This window comes from Novipirellula herctigrandis (genome assembly GCA_007859835.1).
GTDB lineage: Bacteria > Planctomycetota > Planctomycetia > Pirellulales > Pirellulaceae > Novipirellula_A > Novipirellula_A herctigrandis.
In genome coordinates, this window is the sequence record SJPJ01000001.1 from 4514260 (window position 1) to 4533100 (window position 18841).

Sequence of the window (18841 nt, forward strand, 5' to 3'; positions counted from 1 at the left end):
GCCAAGATCGATTTCGTCGTGATTTCACGGCTCGCCGAGCTAGGGAAGGATGTAGTTGGTCCATGCGTCCATACGTAACATAACACGGCGAATGACGTGAGTGGGTTGCATCGAATCCGTATAGATTGCGGCCGTTCCTTTTGTCCCGCCGCCTAGCATCACGGGATCAATCGAGTCATTTTCGATATCGAGAACAACGCCGAAAGGTTCTGCCTCTTGGCTAGTCGTGAGCGGCGAGATTTGCCCCGACGGTTGTATTTGACCGGATGATGTAATGTTGACGACGCGATTCACCGTAGCGTCAAAAACCTTTCCCGGATACATTTTGAAAGTGACCTCTGCTTTTTGTCCTGGACGGACATGTCGCAACGCGAACTGTTGAACAGTAACCACAATCTCGATCTTTTCATGGTCAACGAACGCCATCCATGAACGCATTGGCAAGTTGGCCACACGTTGTCCAGGACGCAGCGTCGCGTAGGCCACATGCCCTTTGGATGGAGCCCGCACGGTCGTTTGGTCCAAATCATATTGAGCAGCAGCGAGCTGTGCTCGCACATCCGCTACACTGGTATGCTCGTCGCCAATCATCGAATCGGCTGCAAGTCTTGCCTCCAGTGCAACCGCCATGACACGCGGCAGTTCCGCGTCCACCAGTTGCTTCAGTTGCAGATTCACTCCCCTGGCATTTGCCCGTTCTGCGTCCAATTTGGAACGAACTCCTGACAGGTTCTGCTCGGCGGATTGCTGGTCAGACTCCGCTGAATTGAGTTGGCTCAATAGTCCCGTGTATTGTACTTCCGTCCGATCCACTTCCGATTTTGACCCCGCGTCTTGAGCAAGTAATTCTTTTCGTCGGTTCAACTCCCGCTCTCCCGCGGCGACTTGGACCTTTAGGTCTGCAACCAACTGCGTCACTTTTCTAAGTTTCGACTGGGCCTGCTGCAGCTCTGTTTCAGCGACTTCGACCTTAGCCGTCGATGCTTCGATATCGGTCTTTCGGATGTCGATTTCATCGTTGGTCTTTCTGACCGCATTATAAGCGGCATCGGCAGAAGCCTCCAATCTTTCAACATTCTGAATCGCAGCGCCGAGTTGAGCATTTAAGCGGTCAACGGCGGCTTGGTAGGGCACCGGGTCAATTTGGAACAGCACGTCTCCGGGGGCTAGGGTGGCAAGTGGCTCAACAGGAACCTCAATGACTTCACCGCTTACGTTAGGGACAATTTCAACGACCGGTTGAAGAACGTTCACATTCCCACCGGGGGCTCCCCATTGCATCGGCAGGAACAGAGCGACGAACAGCAGCAGCATCCAAATTAATGGCGAGAGCTTCCAAAACAAATTCAATTTGATCAAGCCGAACCTGACCGCGCCGGCCAATGCAGCAACGTAGAGGAGCGTCAGAAAGACAATCATCGAAAAAAGACTCCCGCGTCGTCGAGTTATTGAAAATTGGGATTCGTATCGGGCGTCTTGGTAGTATCGGACGCATTGGTATAGGCCCAGATAAAGGCGATCGGACAAAGGAGTCCCATCGTCAAAACCCCAAACCATCCACAGACACTGATCGCTTCCGCTTGAGGGTGGTTTCGCTCACGGGCAATTCGCCCAGGTAGCATGCCAACGATTACCCAAACCGCGACGGCTGCAGCACATAGAACCAAAAGAACAATGAGAGCAAAGATATCTAGCATGAACTTGTCCTATTGATTTCGAAAAGCGGCTTGGGATGTGTTCAGAAACTCGTCTTCCAAGCCGTCAAATTGCAAGCTCTCGTAATCGTAACACATTCGGTTGCGTTTATGTGAACATTCGGTGTTGTGAACCTTTATGGTCGTGCGCACGGAATCATAAGAGCGGGCTGGCAAGTCGCATTGCGATTTTGAGGAACCGTTCGCTCCACGAAAGTTGTTCCCATTGTTGATCTTGGAGCAGTTTCGCTTTGTCGATGCAGGACTTCGAAAGCGGGGTCAGTTCGCTCGCGAAGTCGTCGTTATAAACGAATAACGCCACTTGTTAATTCAACGCCTCCCGCGCGGAGTCGCCCGGGTTGATACACCTTCCACCAAGGTCGCGCGCCGAGAGCATCGATCAATCGTCGGCAACGGACACCTCGCTTTGCTGTTTGAATGACAGCTTTTGGCACGTCGTAGGGCGTTCATTGTTTAGCATAGGAGCTCTATTTGGCCGATGCCGACGCCGTGGTCTCGCGCTACGGTTTACGCAAAAAAGACGTTGGCTCTCGGCTAAGGAGTCGACCGAGGGGATTCCGTATTTTGCCGACTAACAAGCTGTGACCACTGCGGTTTGATTTTTTGTTTCTTTCCTGGGGCAAGAAGGGGTGCATGACAAGGTTTGCTAGGATTGGGTGAGTATGGTCTTACGGCGGCGATGGCGGAAGCCATCATTTCGGACGCCTCGGCGTTTTTAGAAAGCTCCGCGGCCGTGCGTTTCGCTCAGGTCGTCGGCTTTGAGTTGAAGCAGCGGTTCGAGTGACTCGTCTCGCCAGAACTTCTCGGTCCTTTTAATCCGTTTGTTGATTTGTTTCTGTGTCGATTCCACCGGCGATGTTGTGATCGGAAGCCCTGACTTGCGATCTTCAGCGTATTTCAATCGCTCGGCATTGTTGCTCAGACAGGTGATCGCTCGGCGAATGGCTTCCGGGACTTCTTCTTGCCCAACTGCGATTCTCTGGAGCGCAGCGATCACCCGATCCACATCGCCAGACCATACCCAGCTAAGCCAATCCAGATACAACGACCAACCGTCTTCGATCCGTCCATGAGAAGCGATCGCCGCACCATCTACGTAGCTCAACGCATGCATCAAATCCGTGATCGACGTGTAGTGTGAAAAGTGAGTGGACCACAGCGACCAGTTCACTTTCAAACCGTCGGCTATGAACGCTTTGGACTTCGCCTTGTTGAACCCCCGAGCGAACGCTTCGCCAGCCATCGCCTCGCCCAAGTGATCGTAACCGCGACGAGTGGCAACAATCGTTTTGACCAATGGCTCACCGCCGCTCCAACGTGGCTTCTAAGATCGTTTTTTTCCCCGCCACTGAATCGTCTTTCGTTTCTTCAGCGGTCTGCTTGGATATTTCTGTCGGACTCACTTGCGAACTCTCCTCCCCTTCTTCGGCGGAGCCAGCCGGCGTGTGAGGCCGGTGGATTTCGTTAAGTTTTGGTACCCCCCACAGAGAATCCTTTAAGCACTCAGGCACCTCGGGCGTGGGATCTTCGCTGCCGGGAGTCGATCGATAGGTCTGCAGAACAGCCGTCTGGGTTTCTCGCCACCAACGATGCTTTTTGTTGGCCGGTTTCTCGTTGCCCCAATAGTCGTCTCGCACTTGCACCCGTCCGCCATCCCACTGAATCACCGCGACGCGGTTGTCCCACGCGTTGGCCGGAGCATCGTCGCTTTGGCCGTGTTGTTGATCGCGGATGCTGGCCGAAGTGTAGGCGTCGATGCGCTCCTGCTGTTCGTCGCGTCGCTCGCTGCCGATGCGAATGGCGATGCGAATGGCGATGCGCTTACACTGCTTGACTGAGACCTTCAGTTCGGCAAGATCTTCCAGCCTGCGACTTGCTTCGGCGTAAGAAGGGTTGCGAGCGATGCTGCGGCTTTCGCTCCTGCATCGGCCCACTACATTTCTCGCACATCGTTGGGACAGTGGCTTGCCGGGCCTGTTTGGCGAGTAGCTCGCTCATGACCAGCCGAGTGACCTGATCGACCTGCTCGATGGTCAGTTCTTCGATGGTCATCAGGTTAGCGTTAGCGAGATCGGGCAGCTTACCGCTGACCAGCAACCGCTCAACAACGAGGCTAGCAATTTCGTCTGCGGTGGGACTATTTCGGGCCGATTCCATGGCAATTCACCTTCGCGTGTCCTCTAAAACTCCCAGCCTTCCAAACTGCACGCCTCTGGTTGTAAATCCAAACCAATTTCAAGCCGAGCACAATCCTTGCCGCAAACCCGGTCAGCCCGGTCATGCACCCAATTGCGCAATTGCGGCTGCAAAAATTTGGTCTTGCTACCAAGCGGATCTTTTTTCTAGTGTCCGTTCGTTTCACATCGACGCCCCCAAATACCACCCGCGTTAACCGCGTTTACCGGTAATGGAAACGAGTCATGTCATTTACAGGTAGCAGCCCGAGCCCCACCCAGAACCGCAGGTACCACCTGCTGGCGGTGACGTGGCTGCTTGCGATCATCGGGGGCTTGCAGGGCTGTAGTCAAAACCCCTACTTAGCCAATACAGCAGGGGGAACTTGGCAATTGCCGCAAAGCGTCGCTGTCAATCCGGCCGACGCACAAGTTGCCGAATTAAACCGTCGCGTTCAATTACTTGATGATAACAACCGCCAATTGCATACCCAATTGGCTCAAAGCGAGCAGCAATCCCAAGTTTATCGCGACGAACTTAACTTGGTCCGTAGTCAATTATCCGACACAACACAAAGGCTCGAATCGACTGCAATTGCGGCGAAAGAAGCCGAAAAACGCGTTCGAGGCTTTCAGGCATCAACCCAAGTTCGTGCCGGAGCGACCATCCAAGCCAATACGAACTTAATTCAATCGGCGAACCAACTCAATTTGGGCGGAATTCCTGTTGAAAAGAATGGCGATGTCATTCGCATCGTGATCCCTGCGGACCAGCTTTTTCAGCCTGGGACAACGCAGTTATTGCCGCAAGCGGCCACCGTCCTCGACCCGATCGCAGGTCAGCTTCGCCATTTATTTCCGCGTCAACGGATCGGCATCGAAGGCTACACGGACGACGCACCTCTCTATGGTGGCCAAGTTGCCACTAGCCACCAATTGGCTGCGGGCCAATCCGCTTCGGTGCTTGAGTTTCTAACCCGACGTGCTGGCATGCCCACGCAGCAACTCTTTACGGTTGCTCAGGGAGCGAACAATCCGCGACAACCCAATACAACGGCTCCGGGAAGAGCGGCGAACCGACGTATCGAGCTCGTGATCTATCCCGAAACCTTCTAGTTCATTGGCGTCTTACCGAGCCCGTGGTCGTAACCATTGTCGGCGGGTAAATTAGTGGCATTGTCGCGTTTTGACGCAACGCCCCCCGGTCGTCGTTTCTCTCGGTATTTGGCCACAATGATGAAGGCAGCTTTCTTTGAATCCCCCGGTTCACCTGATGTGATTCAGGTTGGCGAACTTCCTGACCCAACCTGTGGCCATAACCAAGTGGTCATTCGCGTTTATGCCGTCTCGGTTAATCCGATCGATACGTACGTTCGATCTGGCACCGTCACGTTTGACTCTCCTGCGCCTCACATTATCGGCTGTGACGCAGCGGGCGTCATTGAGCAAGCGGGTGAAAATGTAAACGCTTTCGCGGTCGGCGACCGAGTGTGGTGTACCAACCAAGGATTGCTGGGCCGCCAAGGCACCTTCGCTGAACGAATCGCGGTCGATGCCGCCACTTGCTACCCGTTACCGGAAAACGTGTCATGCGATGAAGGAGCAGCGTGTGCGCTCGTCGGAATTACCGCTCACCTCGGACTGTTTCGCGAAGCGGACATTCAACCCGGCGAAACGATTCTTGTCATTGGAGGATCCGGTGGAGTAGGCTCAATGGTAATGCAGATGGCAAGAATCGCGGGAGCAAAAGTAATCACGACCGCCGGAACCGACGAAAAGTGCGCGCGTGCCAAATCGCTCGGCGCCGACATCACAATCAATTACCAAAACGAATCGATACAAGAGGCGGTTGCTCGCGAAGCACCCAAGGGAGTGAACGTCTTTTGGGAAACGCGTCGTACCCCCAATTTTGATGAAGCAATCGAAATGCTTGCGCCGCGCGGTCGAATGATAGTGATGGCGGGGCGAGATGCACGACCGCCATTCCCCGTCGGACCGTTTTATGTCAAAGAATGTTCACTGCACGGTTTCGCAATGTTCAAAGCGACCAACGCCGAATTGTCCGCTGCCGCCAAAGATCTCAATCGTTGGATGGCCGCTGAGAAGCTCCGCGCCAACATTGCCAAAACACTTACGCTTGACGATGCTGCCGAATCACACCGACTACAAGAAGCATCGACGCTAGGACCAGTTGGATCCTTAGCGGGGAAGATTGTTTTACGAGTGTAGAAAGCTTTAGTCCAGGAACCCTTCGAGCTTCTCCGCGTCTTCGCTGGCTTGAAGTTTTCGCAACGCCCTGCGCTCGATCTGACGTACTCGTTCACGGCTAATGTTGAAGACACTGGCCACCTCCGACAACGTTCGCGACGAGAAATCGTCGAATCCAAATCGCATTCGAACAATGGATCGCTCGCGGTCATCCAACTTTTTCATCAAACGTTCAAGCCGATTTTGAAGACTCGTGGCGTCGACGCTTTCACCAGCTGGTTCATCGTTTTGCTCAGGAATCATGTCTCGCAAATTCGCTGGCACTTCCGCATCGACAGCTTGGTCCAAGCTGTAGCTGGCACTGAGCGATCGTTCAAGAACGACCAATCGTTCGTCGCTCATACCTGATGAATCAGCCACTTCGCGGTGAGTCGGACGGTGACTGAGCTGCTGGTACAATTCGCTTATTGTACGCTGCAACTCATTCATTTCACCAACTACATGGACCGGAATTCGAATGGTGCGACTCTGCTCAGCCACGGCGCGCCCGACCGCTTGGCGAATCCACCAAGTTGCATAGGTTGATAGTTTGAAACCTTTGTCGGCTTCGAATTTTTCTACCGCTCGCATCAGCCCCGAATTGCCTTCTTGGATCAAATCCAAGAACGCCAACCCGCGGCCGCGATACTTTTTCGCAATGGAAACGACCAAGCGAAGATTTCCCTCGACAAGTCTTTGCTTCGCGTCCGTATAGGCCTCGTACGCCTTCTGAAGTTGCTTAACACGTTGGTCCAACCCACGGCACGAATGCTGGGTCCGTTGCATGATTTGTTCATACTGATGGGCCTCGTCGGCCGATACCACCGCAAGTCGGCTACGGAGATTTACCGCTCGATCACGCATCAGAACAAGCTGATTGAAATGTTGCTCGAGAAACGGCAACCGCAGACCCAGCTCTTCAATTAGTGTAACGATCGATTCGCGACGTCGTACATAACGCCGCCGCGCCTCACGACGTAGCCCGATCGATGCTCGCTCATCACGAATCGTTGCGAAGTCGCGTTGATTCAATTCCAATAACGCTTCGAGTGTTCGGACATTTGGCTCAAGCCGATTGAGAATATTCTTTTTTGCTCGTTCGTCAGACACGGAAAAATTCAGCGTGCGATCGGCTCGGGCCTCGCCACTGAGAATCCCTCTCAACGTCGACACGGCATCCTCGGCAACAAACCGCAGTCGCAATAGTTCCTCTCGAAATTGGGTCCTGGCGGAATCGAGCCTCGTCGCCAACTCGGTTTCTTCGTCAGACGACAACAGTGGAGTCCGGCCCATTTGCTTCAGGTACGTGCCGAGCGTGTCAGCCAGTTCCTCGCTGGAATGCATGCCTTTGCTACCAAGATGCAAATCCGTCGATTCGCCGCTTTCACTTGCGAGAGTGTCACTATAATCAGAGTTGAGGGAAACCATTTGTTCGCCTTTATTCTTAAATGCCGAAAATCCGTCCGAACGAATTATCGATCAAACCCGAGCGACGCATGTGTGCATCCACCCAAAAGATAAGTCAATGTGGGCTTAACCAACACGAATCGGTTAAATTTGAGTGATCGCGTGATCGGTGTTTTCCCACAGAGTTTGGAGTCTCTACTGATAACTCCTACGCAGAGTCATCCTGACGAGTTCACTTTTCCCCTTAGACGTTCAACAGAGAGAAAAGTGTCACCACCAGCGAGAAAAACGTGCGGATTCCCCAAAAGGGCCTTTTCGCTGCGTTTGGTAGCTAATCCTACGCATTGGTGCCCCCAAAGGCAAAATGCGCAAGTCGGTTAAAGACGCGTGCTGAGGCTTTGGCATTCGGCCAAAAGGATGCTTGGATTCTGCACTCCATGCGTCTCGAAAGCCGCGTCAAACTCTACACGGGCAACAATTGGTGGTTCTCACTCGCTGCGTGGTTTTTGACCATAATGACTTCGCTAAAGTCTGAGTTGAACATCATGTTATCCATAAAGCTAGTGATCAGCATCATGCCACGGCACTGCTCGACTTCAAACGATTCGGCGGTCCCAGGTGCTGGATGGAACCTAGCCAAACGTCCTGGTCCATCGTGAGCCACCGATATGCGAGTATCGCAATCGCCGACCGAAACCTTCAAATGAACGTGTCGTTTGCTAAATGTCGGACTCTTTGCATGCTCGATCAATTCACCGCGGCTGCTTTCATTGCCCGCAATCGCTTCGGCGATTCTAGGGTCTTCGTCTTGGAGTTCTAAATTGCCGTAGCAAATTGCGTTGAATAGGGCACTGGCGACCGCCATTCCAATGCGAATCCGGTCGGTCGGGTTCAATTGACCAGCCGCTGCGAGTGATTCGATAACAAACTGGGACGCTGGATTGATCGCATCAATCGTGTTTCCCAGCTTGTAGTAGAACTCGGGTGAATGGAGTTGTCCCTTGAAGGCCTGGTAGAACGCGTCACACTTGGCAAACGAAATCGCCCGGCGAACCATAGGGTTCAAGAGAACATTTAGCGAATTTTTCGGTACAAAATTTGCCGCGCCGAGCGCAAGTGCGTCAACCGCCAAGTCTTCCGAACCACGCGCAGTGACCACGACGGTTGGCAATGAAGAGTATTCATTGGCGATGGCTTGGACCAATTCCAAGCCATTCATTTCAGGCATCCGCAAGTCAGTGACAACCACGTCCGGCATCGTTTGGCGAATTTGCTCAAGCCCTTGCCGACCATCCGCTGCGCAGCGCACTTCGTGCCCGTCGTCTTCTAACAATGTTTGCATCAAAACCATGTGAGTCGGGCTGTCTTCACAAAGTAATACCGTCGCCATCTTAGATCACCTTCAAGGTTGAATCATTTTGGAAATCACGCACTGGTCCACAGCCTCTCGTTGCGTCCGGTCGCTGAACTATCTAGTCGCTGGACAATTTATACGCCTCGAACGGCGCAGGCCTAGACATCAAAGAAGCTAACTCAAGCGAATTCCCGCCTTAATTTCTTCGCCAATCGCCACCGCGACCGTCACCACCTCGATTGGGACGGCGTTGGTCACGATTATCGTTACCCACTGATTCTACCGCACCGAACGCCTTTAGTGCAGTCTCAAGCGACTTGGCACTGATTTCACCTGGCAAATTGATCACTTCCACTTCACCGCTCGGCTTCGCTGCGTCGTCCAACTTCGAAATCATCTCGCATACCAATTCCAAAAGCGGTTCTCCCTCGGTGCTGACTAACAGCGAATTACCAACTTCGTCGACTCCTAAAGAAAGTTTGCCCTTGAATGAAAAGTCCGCTCCACCCGCGTCGCGGCCCCCTTCCGATTCGACCAACCCGGAACCGTTGCCGTCTCGATTTCGGGATGCTTCCTTTTGTTGACGCTGATCGCCTCCGCCGCCACCTCGAAATGTCTTGTCGTTGCTGCTTAGCAAATCGCGGTAGGCTTCTTTGACCGTTTCGGCGACCTTATCCGCCTTGCCATATTTGATCGGCACCAACTTTGTATAACGAGCCTTTCGCTGGTTGACCGGTTCGGCCACATCCCACAATTCGATCAAATTTTTGATCGTACGAAGTTGGTCCGTCGACGCCCCGGTGACGACAATGGTGTTGGTGTCGATGTCGTCAATGAACTTTAACTTAGCCCCTTTCCCCAAACCTGCGGGGTCTTCATCGTCGCTGTTGTCCTCTCCCCAATACCAACGATAGAACGAATCATCGGAATTGTCGTCGTCCTCTTCGTCGAAATACTCTTCCAGATTCAGACGCATCCAATAGGCCGTGGTGTTCTTAACCTTGAGCACATGATAGGGCCTCTTTGGTGGCGCGACTTGCAGCATCAAATTTTCAAGCCGGTCAAGTGCCTTCGTGTCGGCACTGCTCAACACCAAATTCCCTGACGAATCGAGTTCAATCCGAATCGCTGCGGGCGGCTTATCGGATTTCGACTCGCTCGGGTCATCGCTTCCAAACAAACGATCAAACTCGCGACGCGACCGAATCTCAGGCAACTTCTCCGTTGGCGCAACGGGAGCCTCGGTGCCGGGCGGCTGCATGATCGCAAGTTGATAGGCTTCGGCACTATTGGAATCGGCACTATCGGCATGCGTGAACTCATCGCCGCTGCCTTGATCGGGCGCCGCATCAGCATCAGCATCAGCATCAGCATCAGCACTCGGATCAATAAATTCGTCAGGATCCGGAAGCTCGAGTGGATTCGGTGATAATTGATTCCATTGCTGTTTGAGTCGCTTCAGGTACTCCAGCGTTTCGAGGGTTGCTGAGGCATCGATCACTCGCACGGTCCGGTCGCTGCCGCCTGGTGGTGGTAATTCGCCGAGCTTGATCAGCAGCGATTCGACTTGCTCCATTTCGATCGGGTTGGCCCACAACAGGACTTGGCGATACCGATTATTCGCAGCAACACGAAACTCATCCTTTTCTTTGTCCTGATCGTCGTCGCCGTAACCGCCCCAAAAGGAATAGCTCCGACGTGAATTATTCTGTTTGTCGTCTTTCTCTTGCCCCATCAAGAAAGCGATCGATTCGGTAACTTCACTCGCCTCGAGCCGGCGAAGTTGCAGAACATGAAAACTCCGCCCACTGCCATCAAGCCGCTCGATCAACGACTGGATGATAAACCGATCCGCCGGAGACCCGGAAACGATCAAAGCGTTATTGTCTTTGTCCGTTCGCATGCGGGTCGCCGGTTCAAGGATATTCATCTCGCCAATGATCTCGACCAGTTTTTCTGGATCGAGTGACGCCAGCCGAAAAACCTCGACCCGTTTTTCGACATCGGCCAACGATGCGAGTGAATTGCTCGGTACGTCAATTCGTTTGACAAATTCGGCAGCAATCGCAACACGGTCCTCCGGAGCTCGGATGATCACCGAGTTTTGCCGAGTATTAGCAACAATCGATATTTCGACCTTTTTCTCAGCCTGTGGCTTCTGTCCACCACCCTGGCCTCGCATTTGGCGCATCATCTGAATTTGCTCGGGCGAAAGTGGAGCAGGTTTTTCTTTGGCAACACCGAGAAACTCTTCGAGCATTCGCTTCGCTTCCTCGGCTGGGACATAACGAAGTTTGAATTCGGGCGCAAGTGCTTCACGGCTATTGGAGCTACCTTCTTGCTTAAGCAGCTCGGCAACCTGTCGAACATTGATCGCAGCATCCATCACTTCGATTCGATTGGTTGTCGAAAAAGCAGTCAGTTGTCCATTCGAACTGATCATTGGCTTGAGCTCTTCGGCGAGCTTCTCGGCTGATAACCAAGCGACATCAAGAGAAGTACGAACAAACGTGTGAGGCGGGATTGATTCGAGTTCCTCCGGATCAACACGTGGAACAATCGCTGAGTTAATCGCATTCGTTTTCGCAACCGTCAATCCACCATCGAGGTCCAAAATCACATAACCGCGAGCCAATAGATATCGATTGAACAAGTCACGAGTTTCAGCAACGGTATAGCGTCGAGGCGACGAAAGGTTGACCCGGTCACCAGGCAATTCCAACCAATCAAGAGGTTTGTCCGAAATTTCCGCGAGCCACTGAACCAGTTCGACCCAAGGTTGATTGCGAAATTGAAATGCCACGCGGCCATCTTCACCCACCGTCGCTTTCAATTCATCTGCGTTCGCATCATCATCAATATTTTGGTCTCGCCGCACTACTTTCGGTTCCGGCGATTCTCCTTTCTCGCCATCCTTCTCACCCTCTTTCTTGCCGTCCTTCTCCTTTTCGCCACCGGATTCTTTTCCTGCTTCGACCCCGGGGTCGCCCGGTTGTCCCGATGGACGCATCCCCATCGGCATGCCATGTTTAGCTTGAAAAGCTTCCTGAGCAAAAAGTTCTTGCCCTAAAAAGAACGAGCCGATCGACACCCCGCTCACAAGAACGGCAAGTATTGCGAAGAGAAAAATGATCTTGGAACCCAAGCGATCACCCAATAAAAACGAATAGCCGCACCAAATCACGCGATCTCAGTATGACCTGTCTGTAAGCGGATGACAAACTAAAAGCCCACGGGCCGCTTCCGGGCCGGTGAAATCACTTGCTTTCATCAAGAACGGCCTGCTTTGAAGCAAATTTCCGATCGCGATTCCGACGAATCCACCAATCCATCACTGCAACCAAACAAATCATTGCCAGTACTTTGGCCGGGAAATCGCCGATTCGCACGTACAAACTCGTTCGATCATCTCGCCGAGGCGTCGCAATCACCGCACCGTCGGTACCGACGGGTGACGCCCCGACAATGCGTCCGCAGCTATCAATCCAAGCGGTCGGCCCGTTGTTGGCGGATGACAAAATTGGTCGTCGCCCGCCAACCGCAACGAATCTAGCACACCGCAAATGATGGTCGATAATGCTTGAATCGTCGAACCATCCATCGTTGGTGACGGTGACAATCACATCGGCACCAGATTTCTGCGAAACCAATTTGGAAAGATGGTTGATCGTCACTCGCTCAACAGCCGTTTCAATGCAAATCGATGGCAGCACCTGGGTGTCGTCGATTTTTAATACCTGAGGCCCCGCCCCAGGAGTCACCATCAAGCCATCAGGAACGAAGCTGCGAAGCCCTGGGATCGAGCGGATAATCGGGATGTATTCACCGAACATGACCAAATGATTCTTGCCGTACCAATTCGGAACGGTTTGGTCGGGAGCGATCTGAACCACGCCGCTGTAGATACGAGGCACATCACTGTAATGAACCACGCCGCAACCAACGACCAAGTGCGGCATCGCTCCATTTGGATTGACCGATTCGAGGACTCGAAGCACATCTCCGGCTCGACTCAAAAACGCTTGTCGATTCTCATCAACCACCATCGGAAACTCGGATGCATCCCCCGGATACTCCGGCGGAGCGACCGCGTTGACGTCTGCAAGCATGTAAGGCAAGCCACCCGTGAACATTGACTCGGGCCAAACGACGGCACCCACAGGTTCCGGTGAAGACTCCAAAGCCGTGATGGATTGGCGTGCGTAGGCGCCGAAAATTTCGTCGGCGCGTCCCGCCTCTTGCTGGTATTCAACCTGTTCATTTCGCTGGATTAACGCAAACGTGCAAAGCTCTTCGCCAAGGGATTGGCCCAACCGGTATTGGCCGTAAAAGAAAGTTGCCACAACCAAGATGGCCGCCACAGAGAGAGAGACAGAAACACCAACTTTCTTCCCTGACGAATTCCAGCAAAAGCGGGCAAGCAATGCATACAATGCGACATTGATAATGACAATCAAAAAGCTCACGCCATAGGACCCGAACAGATCCGCAATTTGGATCATGATCGAAACGTCGGCCCAAGTGTGTCCAAGCATCGCGGCAGAAATGCCAGTCGCAATATAATTTCGCCAACATTCAAGCCCAACCCATACCACAGGAGCAACCAAGACGAGCGGCCAATTTCGTTTTCGCAGGTGCCGCCCGAGCCCGATAAACAGCGGGATATAGACACCGAAATAGCTAGCCAAAACGAACAAGCAAACATACATCGCCGGATGCGCATGCCGGATACCTTGCAACGTCACGAGCCAATAAACCACTGCGACCAATCCAAAGCCGAGGTAATCACGTCGCGAGAATCCGCATGGACTTTCCACCAACCGTAGCAAAGGGACTAACGCGACGATCGACAGCGGCCACAGACCCCATGGCGGCTGCGATGCCCAAAGCAGCAGACAGGCGAGACAGACCAAAAAATATCGGCCGTATTCGGTCGATGTGTCGAAATAGTTGTGGTTAGAATTCATGTGGCAATCTTAGGAAGTGACGGCTGTCACGAGAATGTCAAATAGGAGAATCGTCCAAGGGGTGGCGTATTCATGGCTGCGGTGCGATAAAATCGTGTGTTCGCTGATATTGGGCACGAGTTTTTATTTCGATTGACTAATGGCTTGTTATGACTTCACCTGAGTTTCTTGGACCGTATCGTATCGGAGAGACTCTCGGGCGTGGTGGGATGGGTGCCGTCTATGCAGGTGTCCATGAACGCACGGGTGAAAAAGTCGCAGTCAAGCTGATTTCCCAACACATCGCAGACGAACCTCGATTCAGGCGACGATTTGCTGGCGAAGTCGAAATGCTCAAGCGACTGCGTCATAAAGGAATCGTTCGCTTGATCGGGTACGGCGAACAACAAGGACAACTTTTCTACTCGATGGAACGGATCGACGGCGAGTCAATACAACAACGGATACGCCGCGAGAAAAAGCTCGATTGGCAAACAACCATCGACCTGTCGATCCAAATCTGCGAGGCACTCAAGCACGCTCACGACATTGGTGTGATCCATCGAGATCTGAAACCTGCGAACCTGTTGTTGACACCCGATCATTCGGTCAAGCTTGTCGACTTTGGAATCGCAAAGCTATTCGGTTTCGGTGAACAAACCATGGCGGGCTCGGTGCTGGGCACCGCTGACTACATGGCTCCCGAACAGGCCGATGGCGAAGGAATCACCATCCGAACCGATTTGTATGCGCTTGGTAGCGTCATGTACGCAATGCTTTCGGGAAAACCACCCTTCACGGGAAAAAATGTCACGCAAGTCATCAAGGCATTGCGAAATGACAGAGTGATTCCGCTCGACCGCTTGGACCCGGAACTGCCCGAAGCCCTGGTTGAATTGGTTCACCAATTGCTCGAGAAGGATCCCGCAAAACGACCGCCAACGGCACTGTCGGTAACGAACCGACTCAAGGCCATGCGAGCGGGTCTACTTCATCAAGAAACCGTTCATCGTGGTGATTCGCCGACCAGTTCGCATCCAAAAAATTCGCGAGGAAACGAAAACGATCAAGCAAGCGTCGAGAAGTCGGCTGGAGCGGACCAAGAAGTCACACCGATCGCAGCGAACGTTCCAGGTCAGGATCAATCGGACCTCCATTCTCGCCCAACCTCGAAAACGCTAGCCACAGTCAAGTTGGGCAGTACCGAAGCAGGCGGTCGAACCGATGGCGGATCGAGTGAAGACAACGCCGGCGAACCCGGCGAACCCGGCGAACGAAAAACGCATTTCCAATCGGTTGAATCAGACAAACATATCCGAACCGAGCCCACTTCCGACAAGGAAACTGCGGCCGAGCGGTGGAAACAAGCTATTTCGATTTCGATGATGAGCGCGGTTCTAATCGCATGTCTGGTTTTGTTCGTCAAAGCGACCAAGCAACCCAGTGCGGATGATCTTTACCGCGCCGTCGTTCAAAAAAACAAAGCGGACCAAGTGCAACAAGCGCAAACGGAGATCGATCAATTCCTTAGACGTTTTCCCGATGACTCTCGTTTTGAAGAAATCAAACAACTCAACTTTGCATTAGAACTAACGCGAACCCTGCGGCGTCTGACCGTGCAAAACAAGTTGGGGATCACGCCACTGAACGCGGCCGAACAAGGATTTTTGGATGCAATGACAGGCCGCGAACAAGATCCGATTTCGGCAAGCGAGCGATTGAAACAGTGGCTCGCAATTTACGATGCTGACACGATCGCGTCGAGCGAAGAGTTAGATGCAATGGTCGTCTTAGCAAAGAACGAAATTATCCAGTTGGTCGAGCGTTCCCCCGAAATCTTGATTGATCCGCGTGCGACGGAGTTGATTGAGCGTATCATCGACACGATTGAAAAGGCACCTCTAGAATCGGCACGCGACACATTGCAGGGAATCGTCCAGCTACACGAAGGGGAAGCCTGGGCGACGCCGGCCGTCGAAGAGGCCCGCCGGCAGTTAAGAAATTTGGACGAGACCAACGCGGATTCGAATTGACAATTCACGATGGTTTTCCGATCCTCCACAGACCAGAAAACATGTTAGAACAACCTTCTTGGGCCGCTAATCGATCCACTAAATCGTATGAATCGCTCGGGAATCGACGGCTAACGCGGCTTCGTGGACGGCTTCGGACAGCGTAGGATGCGCGTGGCAGGTCCGCGCGATATCCTCGCTGCTGGCACCAAACTCCATCGCAGAAGCGGCTTCCGCAATCAAGTCGCCTGCGCGTGCTCCAAGAATGTGAACACCAAGCACGCGATCGGTTTCAACGTCAGCAAGAATTTTCACGCGTCCTTCGAATTCGCCAAGCGTTCGCGCACGGCCGTTTGCACCAAACGGGCAAACCCCTTTGTTGTATTCGATTCCTTCCTCTTTCAGTTGCTCCTCGGTCTTGCCAACCATCGCGATTTCTGGATGCGTGTATACGATCGCGGGAATCACATCATAATTCATGTGACTCTTGACACCTGCGATTCGTTCGACACAAACGATCCCTTCTTCCATCGCTTTGTGTGCCAACATGGCTCCGCCGATACAATCACCGATAGCGTAGACATGATCAGCCGAGGTTTCAAACTCGGCGTTGACGGGAATGAATCCGCGTCGGTCCGTTTCCAATCCGATCGCCTCTAGCCCGAGATCATCGGTCGCCGGGGTTCGCCCGGTAGACAGCAACACACGGTCGCATCGAATCGGCTCGGCATCCTTGATCGCCACGACACACTCATCGCCATCTCGCTTGGCGGATTCCACAAACGTCTTCGTGCGAATATCCATACCTTGTTTTTTGAAAATGCGATGAGCCATCTGTGCGAGCTCGCCGTCGATCCCGGGCATAATATGGTCGAGTGCCTCAAGCACGATCACTTTGCTGCCGAGCCGATTCCAAACACTGCTCATTTCCAAACCGATATAACCGCCGCCAATCACGACCAACCGTTCTGGGACATCGGGAAACGATAAAGCAGTCGTGCTGTTACCGATTCTGTCGCCATCTTCTTCGACAAAACCCAACTTCGATGGACGGCTGCCGGAGCAAATCAAGATTCGGTCGGCTTGGATCAAGACGTTGTCTTGGCCTTCGACTTGAATCGACTCGACATCACGAAAACGGCCTCGACCACGATAGGGGGTGACGCCTTTCTTCTTGAATAGCATGTCGATACCGCCAGTGAGTGCGTCGACAATCTTCTTCTTGCGAGCCATCATTGCATCAAGATCCAATTGGACGCCGTCGATCTTCAATCCATGTTCGGCGAACCGATGCTGTGCTTCTTCATACAAATGGCTCGATTCAAGCAACGCTTTACTGGGAATGCATCCGACTCGCAGGCATGTGCCGCCGAATCGATCATTTTCGTCGATACAGGCAACATCGATACCGAGTTGGGCGGCTCGGATGGCTGCGACGTAGCCAGCGGGTCCGCCACCTAATACCACTAATTCATGTCGAACGGTTTTCATATCGGTGATTGTTGCGTCAAGAAAGAGGATGCGAATGCCAATTAGATTCATCCAGTGTGCCAAACGGAGCCCCAGTTAGGCTATAGGGGGGCAAGTGGAATATGGGCTTGCCGAACTGGCGTCAGCTGGGACAATTGCACCGCTCCACAGAACCCGAACCCTCGCCACTTCCGGCGGTAGTACACCTTGTCAAAGACGAAAATTCGCAAGATTGCCGGTCCCGCGTTTGCGGCAGTGCTTTTCGCTTTGGCAGTGAAGTTGCTTTGGCGAGAGGCACATGAGGTCACGTGGGAGCAATTCAAAGCTGGTTTCACGGGCGTTCCAACCGTCTATCTGGCGATCGCAGCGTTCCTGATCGCGCTGAATTACGGGTTATTGATCACCTACGATTTGCTTGCACTTCGCTATGTGTGCCGATCATTGCCCCTTCGCCGAGTCGCTCTGGTTTCTTTTTTGGGGTTCACGCTCGGGAATAACTTGGGCACGCTCATGGCAGGTGCACCCATTCGGTTTCGCTTCTACACCCAGTGGGGATTAACTCCGCGTCAAATCGTCGTCCTGATTTCGATCTGTGGTTTGACTTTTTGGAGTGGGCTGTGGTTCCTCGGCGGGACGGTTTTGGTTTTCGTGCCGATTGAATTGCCACCGGAACTGAGCCTGCCGTTCGGCACACAAGCCCTCGGAGTGATCTTGTTGACGCTTGCGATTGGGTATGCGGTCGTTTGTTGGCTATGGCGAAAACCGTGGCCAATCGGTGAGCTCCATTTGCGTCCGCCCGAATTGGGGCTGATGTCGGTTCAAGCATCCGTTGCCGCGGTCGACTTGTTGATCTCCGCGACGGCGCTGTATTTGGTTTTGCCGAACGACGCTACCGTGCCGTTCGCCCAAGTCTTAGCAGCATATTTGTGTGCTATCTCGATCTCATTACTGACTCAAGTTCCCGGTGGCCTCGGCGTCTTGGAAGTCATTTTGGTGAAGCTGCTTAAAGGGACGGTCGGAGATTCGGTCTTAGCATCAGTGTTGATTTTCCGCATTCTGTACTACGTGCTGCCCCTGTTGTTTGGCATGATCACCTTAGCCGCCCACGAGATTTACAGTGGCGCGATGCAAGCGCGCGAAGCCCGGCTAGAGGCTCCGCCGAGAATCAAACGGAACAAGTAGACTTGCGAAGCAACACCGACTCGATTCCTTTGCATTGGTCGTAGCTTGATAGTTGAATCAAAACGTAGATTGCCATCGCGATGTTTCCTAGCAACATGATCAGCACGAACCAAGTGATGCGTTTCCACCAGGCTGTTTCCTTGTAAGCAACCCAAACATAGAACGTCAAAAAACCAAGGTAAGCATCACACAATGTGGCGATAAACCAACGGTCCAAGAGGATTTCGGAACCAACCTTCAAGACGCTTCGGTCGAGCGACGCGTAGGTCGTCACGGCCAACATCACGATCAAAATCATGCTGAATAAGAGAACCAACTGAGTGCGATTCATTTT

The 18841-nt window shown here is 52.9% G+C and carries 14 protein-coding genes; 4 read left to right on the forward strand and 10 right to left on the reverse strand.

Going from position 1 to position 18841, the window contains the following annotated elements; translation table 11 throughout:
- Nucleotides 1–39 precede the first annotated feature (39 nt).
- From CA13_RS16695 to CA13_RS16710, 4 genes are all read right to left on the reverse strand, one after another.
- Entirely contained in the window at nucleotides 40–1419 is a 1380-nt protein-coding gene (locus CA13_RS16695; protein ID WP_419194462.1) for an HlyD family secretion protein, read from the reverse strand.
- A 26-nt stretch (nucleotides 1420–1445) separates the two neighbouring features.
- Complete coding sequence (locus CA13_RS16700) at nucleotides 1446–1697, reverse strand: DUF3302 domain-containing protein (RefSeq protein WP_146398493.1); 252 nt, start codon at nucleotides 1695–1697, stop codon at nucleotides 1446–1448.
- Between the two features lie 733 nt (nucleotides 1698–2430).
- A complete protein-coding gene (locus tag CA13_RS16705; RefSeq protein ID WP_146398495.1) occupies nucleotides 2431–3012 on the reverse strand; it encodes a hypothetical protein in 582 nt (193 codons plus the stop codon).
- A gap of 4 nt (nucleotides 3013–3016) precedes the next feature.
- A complete protein-coding gene (locus CA13_RS16710) occupies nucleotides 3017–3649 on the reverse strand; it encodes a hypothetical protein (RefSeq protein WP_146398496.1) in 633 nt (210 codons plus the stop codon).
- A 486-nt stretch (nucleotides 3650–4135) separates the two neighbouring features.
- Here CA13_RS16710 and CA13_RS16715 point away from each other — a divergent pair, with 486 nt between their 5' ends.
- Nucleotides 4136–5005 carry an OmpA/MotB family protein gene (locus CA13_RS16715; protein ID WP_146398498.1) on the forward strand — a complete coding sequence of 290 codons (870 nt, stop codon included), beginning with the start codon at nucleotides 4136–4138 and terminating at the stop codon, nucleotides 5003–5005.
- A gap of 120 nt (nucleotides 5006–5125) precedes the next feature.
- Nucleotides 5126–6118, forward strand: a complete 993-nt coding sequence (locus CA13_RS16720; RefSeq protein ID WP_146403715.1) for an NADPH:quinone reductase — start codon at nucleotides 5126–5128, stop codon at nucleotides 6116–6118.
- Between the two features lie 6 nt (nucleotides 6119–6124).
- Here the strand turns inward: CA13_RS16720 and CA13_RS16725 are convergent, their stop codons facing one another.
- From CA13_RS16725 to lnt, 4 genes are all read right to left on the reverse strand, one after another.
- A complete protein-coding gene (locus CA13_RS16725; RefSeq protein WP_146398500.1) occupies nucleotides 6125–7564 on the reverse strand; it encodes an RNA polymerase sigma factor RpoD/SigA in 1440 nt (479 codons plus the stop codon).
- A gap of 442 nt (nucleotides 7565–8006) precedes the next feature.
- A complete protein-coding gene (locus CA13_RS16730) occupies nucleotides 8007–8933 on the reverse strand; it encodes an ATP-binding response regulator (RefSeq protein ID WP_146398502.1) in 927 nt (308 codons plus the stop codon).
- A gap of 160 nt (nucleotides 8934–9093) precedes the next feature.
- Nucleotides 9094–12042 (reverse strand): secretin N-terminal domain-containing protein, encoded by a 2949-nt coding sequence (locus CA13_RS16735; protein ID WP_419194463.1) that lies wholly within the window; start codon nucleotides 12040–12042, stop codon nucleotides 9094–9096.
- 112 nt (nucleotides 12043–12154) lie between these two features.
- Nucleotides 12155–13864 carry an apolipoprotein N-acyltransferase gene (gene lnt / locus CA13_RS16740; protein WP_146398504.1) on the reverse strand — a complete coding sequence of 570 codons (1710 nt, stop codon included), beginning with the start codon at nucleotides 13862–13864 and terminating at the stop codon, nucleotides 12155–12157.
- 149 nt (nucleotides 13865–14013) lie between these two features.
- On the opposite strand from lnt, the gene CA13_RS16745 reads away from it, so the two are divergent.
- Nucleotides 14014–15876: a serine/threonine protein kinase gene (locus CA13_RS16745; RefSeq protein WP_146398506.1), complete on the forward strand. Its 1863-nt coding sequence runs from the start codon at nucleotides 14014–14016 to the stop codon at nucleotides 15874–15876.
- A 78-nt stretch (nucleotides 15877–15954) separates the two neighbouring features.
- On the opposite strand, the gene lpdA is transcribed toward CA13_RS16745, so the two are convergent.
- Entirely contained in the window at nucleotides 15955–17346 is a 1392-nt protein-coding gene (gene lpdA / locus CA13_RS16750) for a dihydrolipoyl dehydrogenase (protein ID WP_146403717.1), read from the reverse strand.
- Nucleotides 17347–17532: 186 nt separating this feature from the next.
- Here lpdA and CA13_RS16755 point away from each other — a divergent pair, with 186 nt between their 5' ends.
- Nucleotides 17533–18507 (forward strand): putative bifunctional lysylphosphatidylglycerol flippase/synthetase, encoded by a 975-nt coding sequence (locus tag CA13_RS16755; RefSeq protein WP_146398508.1) that lies wholly within the window; start codon nucleotides 17533–17535, stop codon nucleotides 18505–18507.
- Here the strand turns inward: CA13_RS16755 and CA13_RS16760 are convergent.
- Nucleotides 18491–18838, reverse strand: a complete 348-nt coding sequence (locus CA13_RS16760; RefSeq protein ID WP_146398510.1) for a DUF1475 family protein — start codon at nucleotides 18836–18838, stop codon at nucleotides 18491–18493. The two genes, CA13_RS16755 and CA13_RS16760, sit on opposite strands and share 17 nt — an antisense overlap.
- Between the last annotated feature and the right edge of the window lie 3 nt (nucleotides 18839–18841).